This window comes from Pseudomonas sp. GL_093 (assembly GCF_057837605.1).
This window is the reverse complement of record NZ_CM174448.1, coordinates 2,549,328-2,567,531: the sequence shown is the minus strand read 5'-3', so window position 1 is coordinate 2,567,531 and position 18,204 is coordinate 2,549,328. Positions and strand designations below refer to the sequence as shown.

At 57.0% G+C, this 18,204-nt stretch carries 16 protein-coding genes; 5 read left to right on the top strand and 11 right to left on the bottom strand.

Annotated features, from left to right (window positions below):
- Nucleotides 1–85 precede the first annotated feature (85 nt).
- The gene (locus AC3IUE_RS11775) at nt 86–964 is read left to right on the top strand and encodes a LysR family transcriptional regulator (protein ID WP_489267543.1); all 879 of its coding nucleotides are present in this window, start codon (nt 86–88) and stop codon (nt 962–964) included.
- A 26-nt stretch (nt 965–990) separates the two neighbouring features.
- Here the strand turns inward: AC3IUE_RS11775 and AC3IUE_RS11770 are convergent, their stop codons facing one another.
- Nucleotides 991–1,590, bottom strand: coding sequence for a TetR/AcrR family transcriptional regulator (locus AC3IUE_RS11770; RefSeq protein ID WP_489267541.1), 600 nt, complete (start codon nt 1,588–1,590; stop codon nt 991–993).
- A 241-nt stretch (nt 1,591–1,831) separates the two neighbouring features.
- Here AC3IUE_RS11770 and AC3IUE_RS11765 point away from each other — a divergent pair, with 241 nt between their 5' ends.
- The gene (locus AC3IUE_RS11765; RefSeq protein ID WP_489267539.1) at nt 1,832–3,175 is read left to right on the top strand and encodes an NADH:flavin oxidoreductase/NADH oxidase family protein; all 1,344 of its coding nucleotides are present in this window, start codon (nt 1,832–1,834) and stop codon (nt 3,173–3,175) included.
- 136 nt (nt 3,176–3,311) lie between these two features.
- Nucleotides 3,312–4,238 (top strand): alpha/beta hydrolase, encoded by a 927-nt coding sequence (locus AC3IUE_RS11760; RefSeq protein WP_489267537.1) that lies wholly within the window; start codon nt 3,312–3,314, stop codon nt 4,236–4,238.
- A 311-nt stretch (nt 4,239–4,549) separates the two neighbouring features.
- Here AC3IUE_RS11760 and AC3IUE_RS11755 read toward each other — a convergent pair whose 3' ends face one another.
- Nucleotides 4,550–4,996 carry a VOC family protein gene (locus tag AC3IUE_RS11755; RefSeq protein ID WP_489267535.1) on the bottom strand — a complete coding sequence of 149 codons (447 nt, stop codon included), beginning with the start codon at nt 4,994–4,996 and terminating at the stop codon, nt 4,550–4,552.
- 105 nt (nt 4,997–5,101) lie between these two features.
- On the opposite strand from AC3IUE_RS11755, the gene AC3IUE_RS11750 reads away from it, so the two are divergent.
- Entirely contained in the window at nt 5,102–5,761 is a 660-nt protein-coding gene (locus AC3IUE_RS11750) for a TetR/AcrR family transcriptional regulator (protein WP_489267533.1), read from the top strand.
- 51 nt (nt 5,762–5,812) lie between these two features.
- On the opposite strand, the gene AC3IUE_RS11745 is transcribed toward AC3IUE_RS11750, so the two are convergent.
- The 7 genes from AC3IUE_RS11745 to AC3IUE_RS11715 all read right to left on the bottom strand — a co-directional run bounded on the left by AC3IUE_RS11745 (nt 5,813) and on the right by AC3IUE_RS11715 (nt 15,891).
- A complete protein-coding gene (locus tag AC3IUE_RS11745) occupies nt 5,813–6,706 on the bottom strand; it encodes an NAD-dependent epimerase/dehydratase family protein (RefSeq protein ID WP_489267531.1) in 894 nt (297 codons plus the stop codon).
- Between the two features lie 33 nt (nt 6,707–6,739).
- Complete coding sequence (locus AC3IUE_RS11740; RefSeq protein ID WP_489267529.1) at nt 6,740–7,993, bottom strand: NADH:flavin oxidoreductase/NADH oxidase family protein; 1,254 nt, start codon at nt 7,991–7,993, stop codon at nt 6,740–6,742.
- Nucleotides 7,994–8,154: 161 nt separating this feature from the next.
- Complete coding sequence (locus AC3IUE_RS11735; protein ID WP_489267527.1) at nt 8,155–10,548, bottom strand: efflux RND transporter permease subunit; 2,394 nt, start codon at nt 10,546–10,548, stop codon at nt 8,155–8,157.
- A 17-nt stretch (nt 10,549–10,565) separates the two neighbouring features.
- A complete protein-coding gene (locus AC3IUE_RS11730; RefSeq protein WP_489267525.1) occupies nt 10,566–11,720 on the bottom strand; it encodes a WD40/YVTN/BNR-like repeat-containing protein in 1,155 nt (384 codons plus the stop codon).
- Between the two features lie 81 nt (nt 11,721–11,801).
- Entirely contained in the window at nt 11,802–13,160 is a 1,359-nt protein-coding gene (locus AC3IUE_RS11725) for a DUF1329 domain-containing protein (protein WP_489267523.1), read from the bottom strand.
- 17 nt (nt 13,161–13,177) lie between these two features.
- Nucleotides 13,178–14,998 carry a DUF1302 domain-containing protein gene (locus AC3IUE_RS11720; RefSeq protein WP_489267521.1) on the bottom strand — a complete coding sequence of 607 codons (1,821 nt, stop codon included), beginning with the start codon at nt 14,996–14,998 and terminating at the stop codon, nt 13,178–13,180.
- A gap of 101 nt (nt 14,999–15,099) precedes the next feature.
- Nucleotides 15,100–15,891, bottom strand: coding sequence for an SDR family NAD(P)-dependent oxidoreductase (locus AC3IUE_RS11715; RefSeq protein WP_489267519.1), 792 nt, complete (start codon nt 15,889–15,891; stop codon nt 15,100–15,102).
- A 250-nt stretch (nt 15,892–16,141) separates the two neighbouring features.
- On the opposite strand from AC3IUE_RS11715, the gene AC3IUE_RS11710 reads away from it, so the two are divergent.
- Nucleotides 16,142–16,753, top strand: a complete 612-nt coding sequence (locus AC3IUE_RS11710; RefSeq protein ID WP_489267517.1) for a TetR/AcrR family transcriptional regulator — start codon at nt 16,142–16,144, stop codon at nt 16,751–16,753.
- 166 nt (nt 16,754–16,919) lie between these two features.
- Here the strand turns inward: AC3IUE_RS11710 and AC3IUE_RS11705 are convergent, their stop codons facing one another.
- Nucleotides 16,920–17,651 (bottom strand): SDR family NAD(P)-dependent oxidoreductase, encoded by a 732-nt coding sequence (locus tag AC3IUE_RS11705; protein ID WP_489267515.1) that lies wholly within the window; start codon nt 17,649–17,651, stop codon nt 16,920–16,922.
- A gap of 234 nt (nt 17,652–17,885) precedes the next feature.
- Nucleotides 17,886–18,194, bottom strand: coding sequence for a hypothetical protein (locus tag AC3IUE_RS11700; protein WP_489267513.1), 309 nt, complete (start codon nt 18,192–18,194; stop codon nt 17,886–17,888).
- Nucleotides 18,195–18,204: the final 10 nt, after the last annotated feature.

Sequence of the window (18,204 nt, the reverse complement as noted above, 5' to 3'; positions counted from 1 at the left end):
ATGACAAACCTGTACAAAAGCTGGCGAGTGCACTCGGCGCTCGTCATGCTACAAATGAGTACTGCTTCCCAGATGCCATCGACTCATGAGCCACCTTACCCACCTGCGCACCTTCCTTGAAATCTATCGCTCGAAGTCCATTACGAGGGCGGCGGAACATTTGGGTATCACCCAACCCGCCGCCTCGATGCACGTGCAAGCGCTCGAAGCCCTGGTCGGTAAGCCATTGTTCCAAAGATTGCCTCGTGGCGTAGAACCCACGGACGCCGCCGATGAACTGGCACGCTCGGTCGCACCGTACCTCGATGGCCTCGAAAGCAAAATCGCCTCCTTGCGGCCCGGTCTGGTCAAAGGTGGAACTGTCCATTTGGTGGGGCCTTCGGACTTCATTCACTCACAACTGGCGCCGCACCTGGCGCCGCTGATAGAGGATGGGTTTGTCCTGCGTTTCCATACCGGCAACAAGAAGCGCATCTATGAGCTGTTGAGTTCCAACACGATCGACTTTGCAATCACCGCCTCGATACCGGACGAGCAATCCCAGGGCTATGCGCACTTACTCACTGAACGCATGTTGCTGGTGTTTGCGCCGAGTCTGCGGGAGCGATTGGGGCGCCGGCCCGGCAGCGAGCAATTGGCGCGAGAACCGCTGATCGCTTATGACGAGGACCTGCCCCTGGTACGCCCTTGGTGGACATCGATGTTTCAAGTCGCCCCGCAATTGCAAGCTGCGCTGACCATTCCGGATTTGCGCATCATCATGGACATGGTGCTCGCCGGGCACGGTTGGACGGTGCTGCCGGATTACCAGTGCGCTGAGGCCATCAGCGCAGGCCGCCTGATTTCTCCGACACTGCCGGACGAGGCCCCGAGTAACGTGCTGTACCTGGTATGGAATAAACGTGCACTCAAAAGCCCGAACATGGTCTATGTGCGCGATTACATCCTGCAACTGTTCAGGTAACAAGAAACAGGTTCGACGCTTTGGCCTTATCGCTGCGTCAAAACACCAAGAAGTGCATCTATAACTCTGCCGGGCGCGTTCGGCGCGTCGGCGATACCAGCAGGTTGCTGGAGCGTCAAACCATGGGCCAGCGCCGTCATTGTTGACGCAAGAGTGAGTGCGTCGATCGGCAAAGCAACTGACAATGCGTCGAAATAGGCCTGCAATATGCGGGCTAGTGCTTGGGTCTGCTGCTCCTGATATACAGAGTATTGCACTGCGAATTCTGGACTCCTGCGCGCATGTAATTGCAGCTCGGTCGCCAGGAGCGGGCAGTCGCTGTCAGCAAACACAGTATTGAGCCAATCGCTCACAGCTCCGTGCATTTCTTCTGGTTTGAGACTGAGTATTTTCTCAAGCTCGGCCATGTCGCGCTCCATGTTGAGGCGCAACAGCTCCAAAAGAATCGCTTCCTTGTTCGGAAAGTTGGAATAGATCGCGCCCTTGGAATAGCCCGCCTCAGCGGCTATCAAATCAACCGAAGCCCCCCCATATCCCAGCCGGGAAAATACCTCTTGGGCGGCCACAAGCAATCGCTCGCGGGTAATCGCCTGCTGCTGGGGACGAGATAAACGGATAGGTCTCAAAGATACCTCTTGCGATTGGAAAACGACTTAGAAGCTGGATTGATCCTAGGGGAGCCCGGATTAAGTGTCTAGCTCCTCCGCAGCCGACCTAACAAGGTCACATGCAATGCAGCAAGATACCATCTATACTTCACATACCAACTGGTATCTAATGTGCGTCCAGCTTCGCGAGACGACCTCGCCAGCACCTGAACGGGTAGCCACCGACATTGGCCCCCCAACAATGCGGAGTTTATGTCCCATGCCTATTGAACCCGTCCGGACTGCCGCCGATGCGACACCTGATGCTGCAACTGTTTTGAATACTCCGCTGACGCTGCCCTGCGGCGTCACGCTCCCAAACCGTTTAGCCAAAGGTGCGATGTCGGAGCTGCTCGCCGACTCAAGCAACCAAGCGACGGTAAAGCACCAAACCTTGTACCGCACCTTCGCTCAGGAAGGTCCCGGCATGATGCTGACCGGTAATGTCCAGATCGATCGCTTCCACCTGGAGCATGGTGGAAACGTGGTCATCCAAGGCCCACAGTCACCAGCACAATTGAGCGCGTTAAAGGCTTGGTCTAGTGCCGCCAAGATCAACGGTGGACACATATGGATGCAGCTCTCGCATGCTGGCCGCCAGACCCAGAAATCCATCAACCCCACACCAAAAGCTCCCTCGGGCATTCAAGTCACCCTCCCAGGCAACAAGTTCGGAACGCCGGTCGCCCTGACACATGCGGAGATACTTGACCTGATCGAGCGGTTTGCCTTCGCTGCGGGTATCGCGCGCGAGACCGGTTTTGACGGCGTCCAGTTGCACGCCGCACACGGGTACCTGATCTCACAGTTCCTGTCGCCGCGTACGAATCAACGGAACGATGCGTGGGGCGGCGATCTGCCTGGACGAGCGCGCTTCCTTCTGGCTTCAGTCGCTGCCATTCGCGAAAAAGTCGGGCCTGACTACCCCATTGCAGTGAAGCTGAACTCTGCTGATTTCCAGCGAGGAGGCTTTAGTTTCGAAGACAGCCAAACCGTCGCCGGCTGGCTTGATGAAGCAGGCGTCGACCTCATCGAAATTTCGGGCGGCACCTATGAGCAACCTAAGATGGCCAATATCGAAGGGCTTGAACCGGCTTTCGATCCCACCATCAGCAAATCGACACGCGAACGCGAAGCTTTTTTTGCCCGCTTCGCTCCGGAAATCCGCCGCCATGTCAAACGTGCAAAGTTGATGGTAACCGGCGGTTTCCGCACCGCTTCGGGCATGGCTGATGCGATTACCCACGACGGTGTCGATCTGATCGGCATTGGCCGACCGCTTTGCGTATATCCAGGCGCACCCGCGGCACTGCTAAGCGGCAAGTTGTCAGCCTTTCAATCCTGGGAACGCCACCTGCGCCTGGGGCCTGGCCTTCTCGGCCCCCGGTCTTCCATCCCAATTATCAAGGCGATCAACGGGTTTGGAACAATGTCCTGGTACAACGAACAACAACTTCGCATGGGAGATGGTTTGGCACCCGATCCGAAGATGAACTTCTTGAGGGCCTTTCTGCGTGCCGTTTCACGCGAAAGCCGGGTGGCGCGTGAACTGGTCCGTGCGTGATCGCCGCTAAAAAGTCCTGCCACGCCGCCTCGCAGAAGATTTTCCGCTGGCGGCGTTCTCGCGACAGGAAATAAGAAACAGCGTCTGGATATGGCTAAGCCACATCTTGCGATCTGAACAAAGAGGATGATTCATCATGCTCCATACGGGTAACGACATCACACCTTTACGCACTACCGTACGTATTCCCACGGCTTCTGGCGATGAGTTAGAAGCCTGGATTTATCAGCCAGATGGAGATGGCCCGCACCCTGCAGTCGTACTGGCTCATGGGCTAGGCGCCGTAAAATCGGGTGGGCTCGCGCCGTTCGCAAATCGGTTCTGCCGTGAAGGCTTCGTTGCGATCGTATTCGATTACAGGCAATGGGGCGGCTCTAGCGGACAGCCTCGCGACGTACTCTCCGTCCCGCGTCAGCGCGAGGACTACGGCACCGTCATTGGCTGGGCGGCCGCGAATCCCCGTATCGACAAGAATCGGATCTTTGCGTGGGGCACATCGTTCGCCGGCATGCACATCGTATCGCTCGCCGCGTCAGATACCCGGCTTGCTGGAGCGATTGCCCAATGCCCCCTCGTCGACGGCCTTGCTGGCGCAGCGATGGTTCCGCTTGTGCAATCGCTCCAGCTGATGGGAGCGGCGCTTCTGGACGGCATTGGCTCGGTCTTTGGACTATCCCCACGTTATCTGCCCATCAGCGTAGCGCCAGGGAAGTTTGGCATATCAGCCACCGAAGATGCCCTCTACGGAAAATCGCTTATCCAGCCTAAAAACTCGACAGTATGGAAGAATCGCCTCGCCGCCCGTTCGCTCCTCAGCATATCCACACACCGACCGGTACGACAGGCTGCGGCCATTCGCTGCCCCATTCTGCTCATCGTCGCCGAACACGACACGATGGCGCCGGTCGGCCCTGCGCTGCGCGTCGCTGAACGAGCCTCCCGAGCGGAACTCCATCGCAGTCGCGGCGGCCACTATGACGTCTACAAGGGCGGGATAGACTACGACAACACGCTAAACATTGAGGTTGAATTCCTCCGCCGACATGCGGGATTGCCAGTGTGAGGTGATCCGCAAGGGGCTTGCCGAATTGGCTTTTCAAGGTCACTACCGACTGTGCTCATGACATATGGGTATCGCTGATCTGCTGGACTGCCAATTCGCTATATCCCACTCAGCAACTAGCCGTCCTGACAGCCAAAATCGCGCATTTGAAAGTGTTGACCAATGCCCTTCAAGCGCTAGCTCTGATATTCAATCCCGGTAGCATTTTCATCCTCGATTGAGTCTTCCACAAAGAGGACACAGGGAACAGGCGCGCCTGTTCACGCCTTTTAGTCAAGTCGGCCACCGCCTGCGGATTCGCCAATATGGGTCTAGACAGATCTTGCCGCTTGCGCCTCGGTAGCCGGGAAGTTCAGCTCAATGATTACGCCAGACGGATCCTCAATGAAGACCTGATGCAGTCCGAGACCAGGAACCGTACGATCGCGCCAGGCAATTCCTTCAGCCTTGAGGAGGTTCCAGAATTCGACCAATCCTGTCACCAGAAAAGCGATATGGTCAACCGTGCCAGTGCCTGTCAGCAGCATGTCTTTGTCGCCCAAATATTGTTTCAGGCCCTCTGGATTGGAGGGGTCAATGCCAATAATGTGAACTGTGCCAAAATCGGCTTCATCCCCCCCCATGTACAGCCAGGCTCCGGGAAAATCGAATGGGGGACGGTAACCGCGCGCGAAGCCGAGCACCCTTTCGTAGAAATGGCAGGACTTTTCCAGATCCAACGAGCGAATCGAATAATGAGCGAGTTTCTTGACGTGCATGATGCCTCCAGGTTGCTTTTATAGGTACACTGAATGGCCGTGCGACAATGATCGATGTACTATCATGTTCATTTGCACACCATGGCAGCTGACCGTAGGAATAAAATGAAACAGTGGAGCGCGGACAACCCCAAAGCGTCGTTGATGGAGCGTAAACGCGCCCTTATCGTGACCGCCGCACAACAGGCGTTTCTGGACAAGGGCTACGCCGAGTCGTCCATGGGCCGCATCGCCGAGGCTGCTGGAGTTTCGATCAAAACCGTCTACCGACACTTTGAAAACAAGGACGATTTGTTCAGCGCAGTCATGCATGCCGCGTGCAATACAAATGGCATGAGCGACACTGGCGAGGAAGCACCACAGCATCTCGAACGCCCTTGGTTCTCCAAAGAGCCCAAACAAGCCCTTCCCCTGGCCGGCATCGACTACCTCACCGACGTTCTCGGTGCCCAGCAACTAGCGCTCTATCGGGTGGTCACGCGCGATGCTCACCGGTTTCCCGAATTAGGCCAACGATACCGAGCGGAAGTGACTGACCGTCGCACTGCACTTTTCGCAGACTACCTCCGGCACTGGGCCCCATTGGAGCAATGGAAAATCAAGGATATCGAAGAAGCATCACGGACATTTCTGGCATTACTGCGCGTCGACCTGCTCGACAATGCCCTCTTCGGTACCCATCAACCAAACGATGAGGAAATAAGCAGTAGAGCCCACAGCGCAGCGGACAACATGCTGCACTTGCTACAAGCCTCTCGTTTCTGAGTTCCTCACTGATGGCGTTACAGGGACATGTAACGCCATCAAGCGCTGTGTTCAGGCGCCGTTGAGGAAGTCTTCAACCAGCGACGGACGACTGGGTGACCAGCCTAACCGGCGTGCGTTGACTGCACTCACGCGACTGTTGGATGCCGCTCCATAACGCGCAGCCTCACCGAAATTGCGCGTGACATCGTCCACATCCAGGCTCTGGGTTTTACCGCCCAACCCCAGTGAATCGCTGATCAATCGGGCGATTTCAAGAAACGAAGCATGACCGTTTTCGGCAAAATAAAACGAGCCTCCGGGGGCCTTCTCCAGGACCAGCAGATACAGGTCAACCAGATCGTCGATGTGGACGTTCGAGTAGCGGTTCAGTCCCTTACCCACATAAATACCCGCGCCCACCTGTGCCGAAATGGCTGTCATTTGCGGAATCTGTTCACTCTCTTGCTTGAGTCCGGCACCTACGCCATAGATCATTGACGGACAGATCACGACAGCGCGGACACCTTTGTCGATCGCGGCCTGGCGCACGTGTCGATTCATCTCGACACGCTGACGACGAAACGGGACCGGTTCAAAGTAGTCATCGTCGCTGTAAACTTTCTCACTGGCATATTCACCACACGCATCGTCGGCCACGATGGCGGAGCCACTTGTGTGGATAAGTAGCTTACCGCTGCGTTCAAGTGCTGCGATCAGGGTATGAACGGACGGCTCGTGATCGGCACTGGCAGCATGTATCACTGCGTCAGCCTCCTGAGCAGCCCTGGTCAATACCGCTGCGTCATCCAGCGTACCAATGATCGGTTCGATACCACGCTGACGCAGCAACTGTGCAGTGGCCTCGGTGCGTGTCAGGCCCGTTATGCTGTGACCCCATTGAAGCAAGCAATGAGCAACGGCTCCGCCTATGTAACCAGACGCCCCTGTAACAAATATCTTCATACCGAGTTCCTCGATGAGAAAACGAAATGGGGATCAGGACTTGAAAACTGCACGATGCTCAAGCAACTGGCGCATTGCGCGCTCTTCGATAGCGATGAATTCAGCGACCGCTGCCTCACCCGCCAACGTCAGATCCGGCTCGAGACCGTCGGCCAAACGCTCGATCTGTACGTTGAACCATGGCAACAAGTGAAATGGGTTAATAGCTACTTCGGGGGTCAGAGCAGTGATCCATTCGCCAGCCAGCAACCGTGCCGGAGTAAACGGATCCGAGATCAATGGGCGGCCCAGGCCGACCATGTCGACATCACCGCGATCGAAAGCTGAAAGCATGCCTTCAACGCTACGGAAGTTACCCGTCACCATCACCGGCATGTTCGCCACCTTGCGTACCGCACCGGCAAACTCGACAAAATAAGCTTCGCGTTGAATCGTGCTCGCGCGCGGCGCATCTTCACCCTCATCCTTGACTGCCAGCCCTACCACTTTCGGCTGCTCCATCGAACCACCCGATAGCTCCAGCAGATCCAGACTGGTTTGGTTGAGCAACCCAACCAGTGCAACGCATTCGGCATTGGTGAAGCCGCCCTTCTGGAAGTCAGAAGAGTTCAGCTTGATGCCAATCGGGAAGTCGTCGCCAACCTCAGCTCGCACTGCAGCGATGACCTCAAGCAATAGGCGCGCACGATTCTCCAGCGGTCCACCCCAACGATCTGTGCGCTGGTTGGACAGCGGGCTGAGGAACTGAGACAGCAGGTAGCCATGAGCAGCATGCAGTTGCACGCCAGTGAACCCCGCAGCCCGTGCCTGAGATGCAGCGAAAGCGAATTGATCGATAACGGTGTCGATCTCTTCCTCGGTCATGGCACGTGCCAACCCAAACTCCAGACCCAGCCCCGGTGGAACCTGAATCGCTACCGGCGAAGGCGCCAGGGGTTCGGGATTTATCATCTGGAGTACCTGGCGCCCGGTATGGCTCAACTGCAACCAGAAATCGGAGCCACCAGCAGTTCCGGCAGCAGCCATCGCCCGTAAAGCGGTCATATCAGTATCGGCATCAAGCACGATGTTCCCCGGGCGCTCCAGGTGCTGACGGTCCACCTGCACGTTCCCGGACAGCAGCAAACCTGCACCGGACGCGGCCCAACGCCGGTAAAGATTGACGTGGCGCGCAGTGGCATCATTTTTGTGGTCGGCCAGGCCTTCGCTCATGGCCGCTTTGCACAGTCGGTTTGCCAAAACGACGCCACAAGGCAAAGTCAACGGACTAGAGATTTGATCAGTCATAAATACCTTCAGCTACATGACAGGGGCGGCTTGAGCTGCTCGGTTGAGCTGCACGCGGCACACCAGGATATAAAGTACAACGATCGCTGTCGTACGTACGACAATGATAATTGTTGTTTGGCTGGTGTCAAGCGAAACCTCGGACTACGAGGCGCGCCTTTTCATGCCTTCTCCAGCACCACCTGCACCTCTTGCGCCCCCTCCTTTTGCCGCGCAGGCAAGAGCAGACAAGCGAGCGCCGGCATCATCAACAAGGCGCCAACCATGTTCCAAAGGAACATGAACAGCAGCAGTAGTCCCATGTCGCCTTGAAACTTGATTGATGAAAACATCCAGGTGGAGACCCCCAACGCCAGTGTAATTCCGGTGAGGGTGACGGCAGCGCCGGTGGTTCTCAGGGTTTCGTAGTACGCATGCTTGAAGCTCAAACCGCGCTTCATGAAATGTTCGATTCGGTTGTAGATATAGATGCCGTAATCGACCCCGATACCGACTCCCAGCGCGATGACGGGCAATGTGGCGACTTTCACCCCCATGCCCAGTTGGGCCATGAGCGCCTCACAAATCACCGAGGTGATGTAAAGCGGAATCATGATGCTGATCGCCACTCGCCAGGATGCAAACTCCCACCACACCAATAGCGCGACGATGCCGTATACCAGCAGCAGAATCCTCGGCTCGGATTGCTTGATCACCATGTTGGTGGCGGCCTCGATACCGGCGTTACCGGCGGCCAGCAAAAAGGTAGCGTGCTCATCGTTGTTCGCCTTCGCGAACGTCTGCGCCGCATCGACCACCTTGGATAGGGTTTCGGCCTTGTGATCGTTCAGATACACCATGACCGGCACCATTGAGCAGTCGCTGTTGTAAAGCTCGCTGGGAATTGTTTTGAACGCCGCATTTGCGATGTAGCGATTGCGAGTGATGGCATACCAGCGCAAGTCGCCACCGTTCGAACCCGCGGAGAACTTCTTCAGTTCGTCCACCAGGGAGTGGGTCGACTCCACTCCTGGCACCCCCTCCATCGTCCACTTCAAACGCTCGATCGCGCTGCTGACCGGGTACGAACCGCACTCTCCTGCCTGGGTCTTGACCATCACCACGAACACGTCCGGGCTGCTGGCGTAATGGTGGGCGAGAAAGTCATTGTCCTGGTTGTAACGACTGTCCGGGCGCAGTTCTGGCGCACCACGATCCAGATCACCGATCTTCAGATCCTGCTTCAAATACCAGGCGCCGCCGAACAGCATTGCCGAGAGCAACAAGCCGATCAGCGCCGGCTTCGGTTCGGCGGCATGCGATAACCAACGTGCCAGGCGATGCTCGCTGTTAGCCTTACGGGTCTGATAGCGCAAGGCAGCGGGTGCTACCCCGCACCAGGACATCAGCACCGGCAGCAAGAACATTTTGGTGAAAATGATCACCGCCACACCCACACTCGCGCTGATAGCCAACTCGCGGATCATGTCGATATCGATCAGCATCATGGTCGAGAAACCGACGGCGTCGCACAGCAGTGCAATCGACCCCGGAATGAAAAGCATACGAAAGGTTCGTCGTGCTGCCTGCATGGGGCTGTAACCGGCAGCGCAGTCGGCACTCATGGTGTTGATATTTTGCACGGCATGGCTGACGCCGATGGCGAACGTCAGGAACGGCACCAGGATCGAATACGGGTTAAGCCCAAAGCCCAGCAAGTTGACAATACCCAACTGCCACAGCACCGCGAGAGAGCAACACAACAATGTGACGGCGGTACTTCGCCAGCAACGCGAATACGCCAGAAGCAGCAGCGCCGTCAGGACAAAAGTAATCGCAAAGAATTCGAGGATATCGTGCGCGCCCTCAATCAGGTCACCGGCAATTTTGGCAAAGCCGGTGATATGAATGGCGTATCGATCGCTGTCGTACTTGTCGCGTACCAGTGTTTCCAAACGCTGGGAGAATTGACCGTAATCGAGTTTTTCGCCGGTCAGCGGGTCGCGCTCAAGCAAAGGCACCAGCACCACCGAGGACTTCTGATCGGATGCCACCAGACTCCCGATACGCCCGGAACGCTGAACGTTGAGCTGCACTTGGGCCAAGGTTTTGGCTGAGCCGTCGAAGCCATCCGGGATGATGCGGCCGACGGCAAAACCGTCTTCGGTGACCTCCTGCCACAAGACGTTGGGGGTCCAAAGTGATTTCAAGTTCCCACGATCAACGCCCGGAATGAAGAACACCTCGTCCGTGACGTTCTTCAGTGTTTCGAGATAGTCCTTGTCGTAGATGTTGCCCTGCCGTGCTTCAAGTGCAATACGCACCACATTGCCCAGCGGACGCAATTCGTTTTCATACTGCTGGTAGTTGACGATATACGGATGATGTCCGGGCACCATTTTCTGCAGGCTGACATCGAGCCCAAGCTTGCCGGCCTGATGGGCGAGAAACACCGATATCATCAAGAACAGCAGGACCACCGCGATGCGATGGTTAAACAGTAGCGGTTCTATGCGGGTCTCCAAAAAACCCGGCTTCACCGGAGCGGCGGTTAGATTGTCTTGTTTTGCGCTCATGGGGTCGGTCTCCGGATTCATTTGGCGTCTAGTGCGATCGGATGCGCGCCCGCAATACCAGCGGTCAGCACCGCTCCATCGGGTAGCTCAACCAGCGAAGCAACCCGCAAGCCGGGACTGGCCTCGGTCATCTGAAAATGCTGACCACCATCGACGCTGCGCAACAAGCTGGCGTCCTGACCTAACAGAACGATCTCGCCGTTATCACGCACCATGCCGGCCACCAGAGTGGGTGCCTTGGCGTTAGCTCCTACCTGCACCCAGGAGACACCCTGATCAATCGAGCGAAAAACATGCCCGCCGAAGCCATAGGCCAGCAGAACGTCGTGGTTGTCCTGACGCAATTGCAACACGCCATAGAGCGCACCGTTGTAGCCAACATCGAGTGTTGTCCAACTGCCGTCCGCAGCGCTGATGTATACCTTGCCCGCCTCTCCCGCGATGACTTGCTGCCCGGATCTGTCACCGCCGATCGAGTTGTAGTGCAGCGCGTCAGGGTTGTTGAGCCGCTGCGACTGGGATGTCCAGTGGACTCCACCGTCGGCGGTGGCAAATATCTGACCGTTCGATCCCACCACGTATCCTGTGATATCGCTGGTGAACCAGACACCGAGCAACGGACGGGAGGGCCCGAACTGGGCACCCGCATTGACATCATCGAGCCCGAACTGCGCTTGCTCGATCTCGCTTTGCAGCGCTGGATCATCAGGTGCCCCCTGCAGCGCCGTCTTGACACGCTCCAGCCGTGCTTCGGCGTCGATCCGTAGCAATGCGTTCAGTCGATTGCCGTCGGCCTGCTTGACCCAGGTCTCACCGCCATCGGTGCTGTGAAGGATCACGCCATCATGACCCACCGCCCAGCCGCTGGAGGGGTTGACGAAGTACAGCGCCGTCAGCGTGACCGAAACCGGCACTGCACTCTGATGCCATACGTGCGCGCCATCATCTGAATACAGGATGATGCCGCGCTCTCCCGCCAACACCACGCGGTTACCCGCATGAGCAGTGGCCATCATGGTCGCTGTGGCGGCACTGGCTGACTGCATGGCTGGCATGTCCAGAAGATCGGGCGCAGCCAAGGCCAACGGCGGCATCAAAACTGCCGCGCTCGCCAGAATCAGAACGACGCCCACACCGCTACAGCGCCGTATATTGCGATGGATCTTGACCATGTCTTCACCACGAGAAAAAACTGACGACAGCCGTAGGCAAAACCTTCTCTGGAAGGGATATGCCTACGGCGATTTACACGATCAGTTGCTGGATCGTCGCAAGTTGTCCACCGAGTAATAGGCAGCATTTCGCTTGACCTTGTACTCCGCAGGTTTTTCTTCGTTCGACAGGAACATCACGAAAGCACGACGCGATTGCAGGTCGTAATCGACTTGGCCTGCCGTGGTGCTGGCGAGGACGTCGTAAAGGTTAACCGCGTGGTTTTCCTGGACTCGCCAAAGATTGTCGCGAGTGTCATACAAGTCACCATGCACGATTTCCCAACTGTCCTCGTCGACGTAGAGCATGCGCCGACCATAGATGCTGCGAACCCCCGGTTTGAGTTGCGCTTCGACCACCCATACCCGGTGTTTCTCATAGCGAGGCAGATCCTGATTCAAGTGATTCTGCTGCACGATGTCGCGGTACTTGAGGGACTTCGAAGTGAGGTCGTAGTTGTTGTACGACACGAGCATTTCTTTCTTGCCCACCAATTTCCAGTCGTAGCGATCCAGGGCGCCTCCGAACATGTCGTAACTGTCGATGGTGCTCAGCCCGTCGCTGTTGAATTGCGGTGTGTCATACGCCACATCTGGTGCGCGCATTACGCGACGCTGGCCCGGGTTGTAGGTCCAGGTCTTGCGCGTTCCAGCTATACGGTCCGAGACGTCGACCAGCAGAACTGCCTCGCCGGCAACGTTGGACGGGCTCAACGTGCGCTGCCTGTAATAGGTGATCTGATTAGGAGGGTTGTCAGGTATTGCCTTGCCCGTCGTTCGTGATTCGGCCCATTTGATCGGCGTGAAATTGCCGTTGCTCTGCACCGGGAAAATGACGAACTCACGCTCCGTACTCAAGCCGTAGTAACGATATTCGTGGTTGTATATCACCTCCGAACCGTCTTTCGGCACAGGGAAAGGTACGGTTGACAGGAAGACATTGTTCAACCCCATACCACCTGCAACCGCCTTGACCTGCCCGGCCTCGGTCTTGATATCGCTGTATTCCTCTGGCGGTAATGCGGCCGTCCGGTGGGTGGGATAGACCTTCATTTTGTAGTCCGGGTAACGCTTGAGCATTTCGATCTGCCCTGGCGCCAGCAGGCTCTGGTATTGCGCCAGATTGGCGGCGGTGACCGTGTAAAGCGGCTTCTCTGCCGCGTAGGGATTGGCATACCCCTTGGTGTTATCGAATCCCGCCACAGGTTGGGTCAAACCGCCTTCCCAAGGCGGAATCGAACCATCCGCATTGCCTGCTTTTTCCGCCCCGACAGGTGTTAGATCCTTGCCCAGTCGGGCAAGGTCTTGCTCTGAGGTTTCGGCATGCGCGCCGAGGGTCACCCCGACAAACGCGCCCACGGCCAAGATACCCAGCACGCCTTTTAGTCTTTTGTTGTCCATGCTTTTACCTGCTTTGGTTAGAAGTTGATGCCAGCGACCAGAGAGAAGAAGTCACGATCATGGAACTCGTCGTATTTCGCCTCGTGGTTGAAACGCGAATAGCTGAAGTCGACGTAATACTTGCCGCTGTAGTCGAAACGCACTCCCGGCGCGATCACTCGTCGCCCTTCACTGAACAAACCATCAGCGGAGTAGCCACTTATGTCGTCCGACACGAAGATTCGCGGCTTGACGTTCACCCCGGCGAATACGTCCGGATAGCTGACCTCAAGTTGGGCACGTACACCCCAGATGTTGGATGTGGCGAAGCCTTCGTTTTCGCAATAGCTCGGATCGGGGTTAAGCGCCGTACACGACACGCCTGCGACCGGACCAGAACCGAACACAGCGGCGCGTCCGAAACGGGTCGAGTCGTTTGGATTGCCGATTCCACTCCAGTGCTGATAAACCACTTCCGCCGCCAGAGTGGCGGCCTCGGCGCCCAGGATCCGTGGCAATACCTGGATGGTCGACAGCTGCGCCTGAGTTTTGGATTTGCGCTCATAACCGGTCGCCATGGAGCCATCCGGAGTGGCAGCCAAATGGGCCTGCGGGCCAATACCAGAGACAAGGCCGTTAATCAGGTCGGAACCGTTGATCTGCACGGGCAGGCCAGACGTATGGCTGATTTCACCGAACACTGACCAACCTCCGATGACGGTAGAACCACTCAGGCCAACGACATGGATACCGTCAGCGCCGTAGTCGAGGGTCTGCTGCGCGGCGCGCACGCCTCCCGGCGGGTCGGTAGACCAAATCGAACCAGGCACCGTGGTGGGCACCAGCGTCGCGCTTACGTTAGGGACGCGGGTGTGATAACGCACATAGTAGAGCCCGAAATCAGCGTCCAGCGCATCGACTCGGTGACGCAGCGCGATGCCGTACTGACCGCTGTCTGGGGGCTCTCGGTCAGGCGTCAACTGCATCTGGAAATTGGCTCCGCCCAGCGCAGGAATTCCGGCGAAGGTTTCGCGGTCGGTAAACGGCCCCGCGCCCACTAGCGTTCCGCTGCTCGAGCAGTTGGCGACACTGGATGGGGACCAGTAGGTGCCACAGCCGTCCAGAACGGTTTTTTCCCAACGCAACTGGTAGAACGCTTCCACACTGGTGCCGTCGGCTACGCCGAAACTGGCAAACAACTGTGGCAACGGGAGGAGGATTTCTTTGACCTGAGCGCCGGGCCGGTGGGCTGCGGTGATGTCGAACGCACCATATTGGTTGATACCGGGTACAAACAGACTTTCCCCCCAGTTCACGACCTGGTTGCCCAACTTGAGGGTCAGAGGATGATCGCCACTTAGCTGGAAGGTGTTGTAAACATAGGCGTCGAGTAGTGCAACGCCGGAGAATTTGGACAAGTGATCGAAATCGGAGTCGTCCAGCCTTGCGCCATGCTCATAACCGTTGGCGTAGCTGCCATGGGGCACGCCACTGTTGTTGAGCGTGAAGTCGTCCCAGGCCTTGGCGCGTACAAACACGCCAAGATCGCCCTTACTGATATCGATGTCGCCCAGGACACTCATGACTGTTGAGTAGCGGTCACCCTTACCGTAGTTCAGATCGCCGTTATCGTTACCAGCACTGGCTTTACCACCATTTCCCACGGAAATCAGATGGGGATCGGCGCTGCTTGCTCGCCAACTGGTACCCAGCGAAGTGCCGAGCGACCAGCGAACATCGATCCCCTCTTCAGTGGTAAACGAGCCAGCCTCGGCGTTGCTCGCGGCCAGACCTGCAAGACACAACGCGACGCCCAGCCTGCCGGCGCGCACGGCGCCGGAATGGTCCTTGTTTTTCATAGTTTCACTCGTATTTTTGTTTTTGGAAGTTGCGAGGAAATTCGTAGATCAGTGCCCGCCTGCGCAGCTGGCAACTGATGTTTCTCAGGACACTGGGGTGCTTACTTCGGCACCTCGGGCTTGCGGACAGGGCCGGCGGTCACACCACCATCGATCACCAGTTCGGCGCCATTGACGTACTCGGCATCATCCGATGCCAGATAGACCACCGCGTTGGCGACGTCACTGGGCAAACCCAAACGCCCTGAAGGGATCAGCGCGCTGAACATCTCTTCAACACCCTGCCCGGCACCAAATCCGTAATGACTCTGCGTCATCGGCGTATGGATCACACCCGGCAGCAAGGAGTTGCAGCGAATTGCCAGACCCTCACTGGCAGCTTCAATCGCGGCGCATCGGGTCAATGCCCTGACGGCGCTCTTGGAAGCGCAATAGGCCATCTGGTTGGTTGCACCTATCAGCCCACCGATCGAGGACATGTTGATGATCGAACCGCCGTGCTCTGCCATGGCGACAAAGGCCGCCTTGATCCCCAGGAACACGCCGTCGATATTGATCGAGGTGACTTGTCGGAATTGTTCGAGGCTCGTGTCGCAGATCGGCTGTACCGCCAACACTCCGGCGTTGTTGACCAATACATCAAGCTCGCCGAAGCGTTGCTGAACCTGGGCCATCACCGCATCCCAACTCGCGGCATCGCTGACATCATGACGGAAGGCTTCTGCGGTCAAGCCCCGATCACGCAAACCTGCTGCCACCTGTTCAGCGGTGGTCAGATCGATATCGGTCAGGGCCACGTGGGCGTAATGACGCGCCAATGTCGCAGCGATTTCCGCACCAATGCCGCGAGCGGCGCCCGTAATCAGTACTACTTTGCCATCCAGTCTTTTCATTGCATCGCCCTGAATAATGCCGAGTGCGCCAGATCGCCATGAGGTTTTGGCAATTCTGAATTCTTATTGGTATTAGGATACCGCAAAGAATTTCTACACCTTTATTGGAGCGTCAGCCAGCGTTTTTTTATTTTTTTGCGACGTGTTCCTGTCTCTGGCACCAGGCATTTGCAACGCACAGGCTGGATAGGCGAATTCTCAGACTTCCTGCTATATTCCCGCGTTAACGACAGGAGAGCCCAATTCCCCCATGCGCCCCACCCGCCTAACCCGCCCTCAACAGCAGGCCCAGACACGTGAATATCTCCTGACTGCAGCCGAGAACGTCTTTTCTCGTCTCGGTTATGGTGGAGCCTCATTAGAGCTGATCGCCGCCGAAGCAGGCTTTTCAAAGGGCGCGATCTACTCCAATTTTCCGAACAAGGAAACGCTCCTCTTGACACTGCTGGAGCGGTACATGGAGCGCGACATGGCCGGATTGGCACAGCTCACGGCTAAAGGTCCTGACAGGATGTTCGAAGGGGTGACCGAGTGGCTGATGACCATGAACTCCGACAGCGAGTGCCCACTGTTGGCGGTCGAGTTACAACTTCATGCGAGCCGTAATCCCGAGTTCGCAGCCGCATACGACGCGCTGCATAAGCGTCAGACTGAAGGGCTGGCTAATATCCTCGACCTGTATTTCAAAGCCACTGGCACGAAAAGCCCTCTACCTTCGACCGATCTTGCCATCGCACTGACAGCCATGGTGCATGGCATCAGTCTCCAGCGACGCAACACCCACGATACAGGTCCCGTTGAAGCGGGTCGTATCGTCAACCAGTTATTGACTAGCCTGGTCTTCCGACAGCAAGAGGCGTAGCCATCTCTGCGCTCGAGCTTTTTCGCCGAAGCGCCTCTAATAACTGATTGCACAGGTGACCACGCTATTACCCGGTCCGAGCAAGAAATGGAGGCGCCCTCCCACCAGCCCCTACTCCAGGCGCGAAGCCTGCAGCAGGTATGTTCACTGGTGGTTGGGCAGACCGTTAGAGTCGCAGCCCACCATCGACCACAATTTCAGCGCCATTGACATAGCTGGCCGCATCGGATGCAAGGAACGCGACGACCTCGGCTACTTCCTTCGGATCAGCGATTCGGTTGAGCGGTACCATGGCTTGATACTTTTCATTTGCTTCCGCCGGGTTGTTGGCGATCATCGGCGTCTGGATCATGCCCGGGAAGACCGCGTTGACACGAATACCGATGCGCCCCAACTCGGCGGCGGCGCAACCGCTCATCCCACGTACCGCCCACTTGGACGCTGCATAGGCGAATTGCCCCGGAATATTGCGAATGGCCGAAAGCGAGGAGATGTTAATGATCGAGCCATTGCCTGTGCTTTGCATCGCCTCGGTCACTGCCTGCATGCCTAGCATCACGCCCAACACGTTGATCTGGAAATAGCGCTCCATCTCGCCCGGTGTGGTCCCCTGCATGTAATTGGGACTGTAGATGCCCGCGTTGTTGACGAGGATGTCGATCCGGCCGAACCGTTTCAGTGTTTCCTCGACCACCAAAGTCCAACCCTCGGCGCTCGAAACGTCATGCTTGATGAAGAACGCAGCCTCTCCGATCTCTGCCGCGACCTGTTCGCCGTTGTCTTGAACATCAGTCAAAACAACATTGGCGCCTTCGGCGGCGAAAAGCCGGGCCTCGGCCTCGCCCTGCCCACTTGCTGCACCCGTAATGATTGCAACCTTGCCGCTTAACCGTCCCATGCCATTTCCTCTTGTTAATTTTATTGTATGAATCGCAGCGCCTCGACGTTTTGGAGCAACTCCGAAAGGAGGTGGTTGTCTAGCGCAGGGCTGATTAGATACCGAATGGTTTCTGAAAATCAACCGGTATCTTTATTGCAAGAAGGGAGGGGGAAAATACCAGAGCCCCGCGCGGGGCTCATTTCGCATAGCGTCATACGGAGGGGTACATGACGGCCACAACTCGGGGCGCTTTTATATTGTTTCAGCTTCGCGCAGAGTCAGCGGGCTGTTCTGGATGTAGCGTGCAATCTCGTCCTTGCGCATGAACGCGCCCCCCGGCCGGCTCTTGGCGTAACGCAGAAACTCGTCCCAGACCCTCACCATCTGCGGCGAGCCGCTGATGCGGTCATGGGCGCTGACCGACATCATGCGGCGGCGTGTACCGGCTTCTTCGTAGAGCTGATCGAAGTCCAACTTGATCTGTTCCAGGAACTGGAACGGCGAATAATTGCGGCCTTCGATCAACAGAATGTCGTTGTTGCGCAGCGTATACGGCACCACGACGAAGTCC

What these genes read in the sequence shown, in the direction of transcription:
- AC3IUE_RS11775 (WP_489267543.1), top strand. Translation starts at nt 86, where the DNA reads ATGAGCCACCTTACCCACCTGCGCACCTTCCTTGAAATCTATCGCTCG.
- AC3IUE_RS11765 (WP_489267539.1), top strand. Translation starts at nt 1,832, where the DNA reads ATGCCTATTGAACCCGTCCGGACTGCCGCCGATGCGACACCTGATGCT.
- AC3IUE_RS11760 (WP_489267537.1), top strand. Translation starts at nt 3,312, where the DNA reads ATGCTCCATACGGGTAACGACATCACACCTTTACGCACTACCGTACGT.
- AC3IUE_RS11755 (WP_489267535.1), bottom strand. Translation starts at nt 4,996, where the DNA reads ATGCACGTCAAGAAACTCGCTCATTATTCGATTCGCTCGTTGGATCTG.
- AC3IUE_RS11750 (WP_489267533.1), top strand. Translation starts at nt 5,102, where the DNA reads ATGAAACAGTGGAGCGCGGACAACCCCAAAGCGTCGTTGATGGAGCGT.
- AC3IUE_RS11745 (WP_489267531.1), bottom strand. Translation starts at nt 6,706, where the DNA reads ATGAAGATATTTGTTACAGGGGCGTCTGGTTACATAGGCGGAGCCGTT.
- AC3IUE_RS11740 (WP_489267529.1), bottom strand. Translation starts at nt 7,993, where the DNA reads ATGACTGATCAAATCTCTAGTCCGTTGACTTTGCCTTGTGGCGTCGTT.
- AC3IUE_RS11735 (WP_489267527.1), bottom strand. Translation starts at nt 10,548, where the DNA reads ATGAGCGCAAAACAAGACAATCTAACCGCCGCTCCGGTGAAGCCGGGT.
- AC3IUE_RS11730 (WP_489267525.1), bottom strand. Translation starts at nt 11,720, where the DNA reads ATGGTCAAGATCCATCGCAATATACGGCGCTGTAGCGGTGTGGGCGTC.
- AC3IUE_RS11725 (WP_489267523.1), bottom strand. Translation starts at nt 13,160, where the DNA reads ATGGACAACAAAAGACTAAAAGGCGTGCTGGGTATCTTGGCCGTGGGC.
- AC3IUE_RS11720 (WP_489267521.1), bottom strand. Translation starts at nt 14,998, where the DNA reads ATGAAAAACAAGGACCATTCCGGCGCCGTGCGCGCCGGCAGGCTGGGC.
- AC3IUE_RS11715 (WP_489267519.1), bottom strand. Translation starts at nt 15,891, where the DNA reads ATGAAAAGACTGGATGGCAAAGTAGTACTGATTACGGGCGCCGCTCGC.
- AC3IUE_RS11710 (WP_489267517.1), top strand. Translation starts at nt 16,142, where the DNA reads ATGCGCCCCACCCGCCTAACCCGCCCTCAACAGCAGGCCCAGACACGT.
- AC3IUE_RS11705 (WP_489267515.1), bottom strand. Translation starts at nt 17,651, where the DNA reads ATGGGACGGTTAAGCGGCAAGGTTGCAATCATTACGGGTGCAGCAAGT.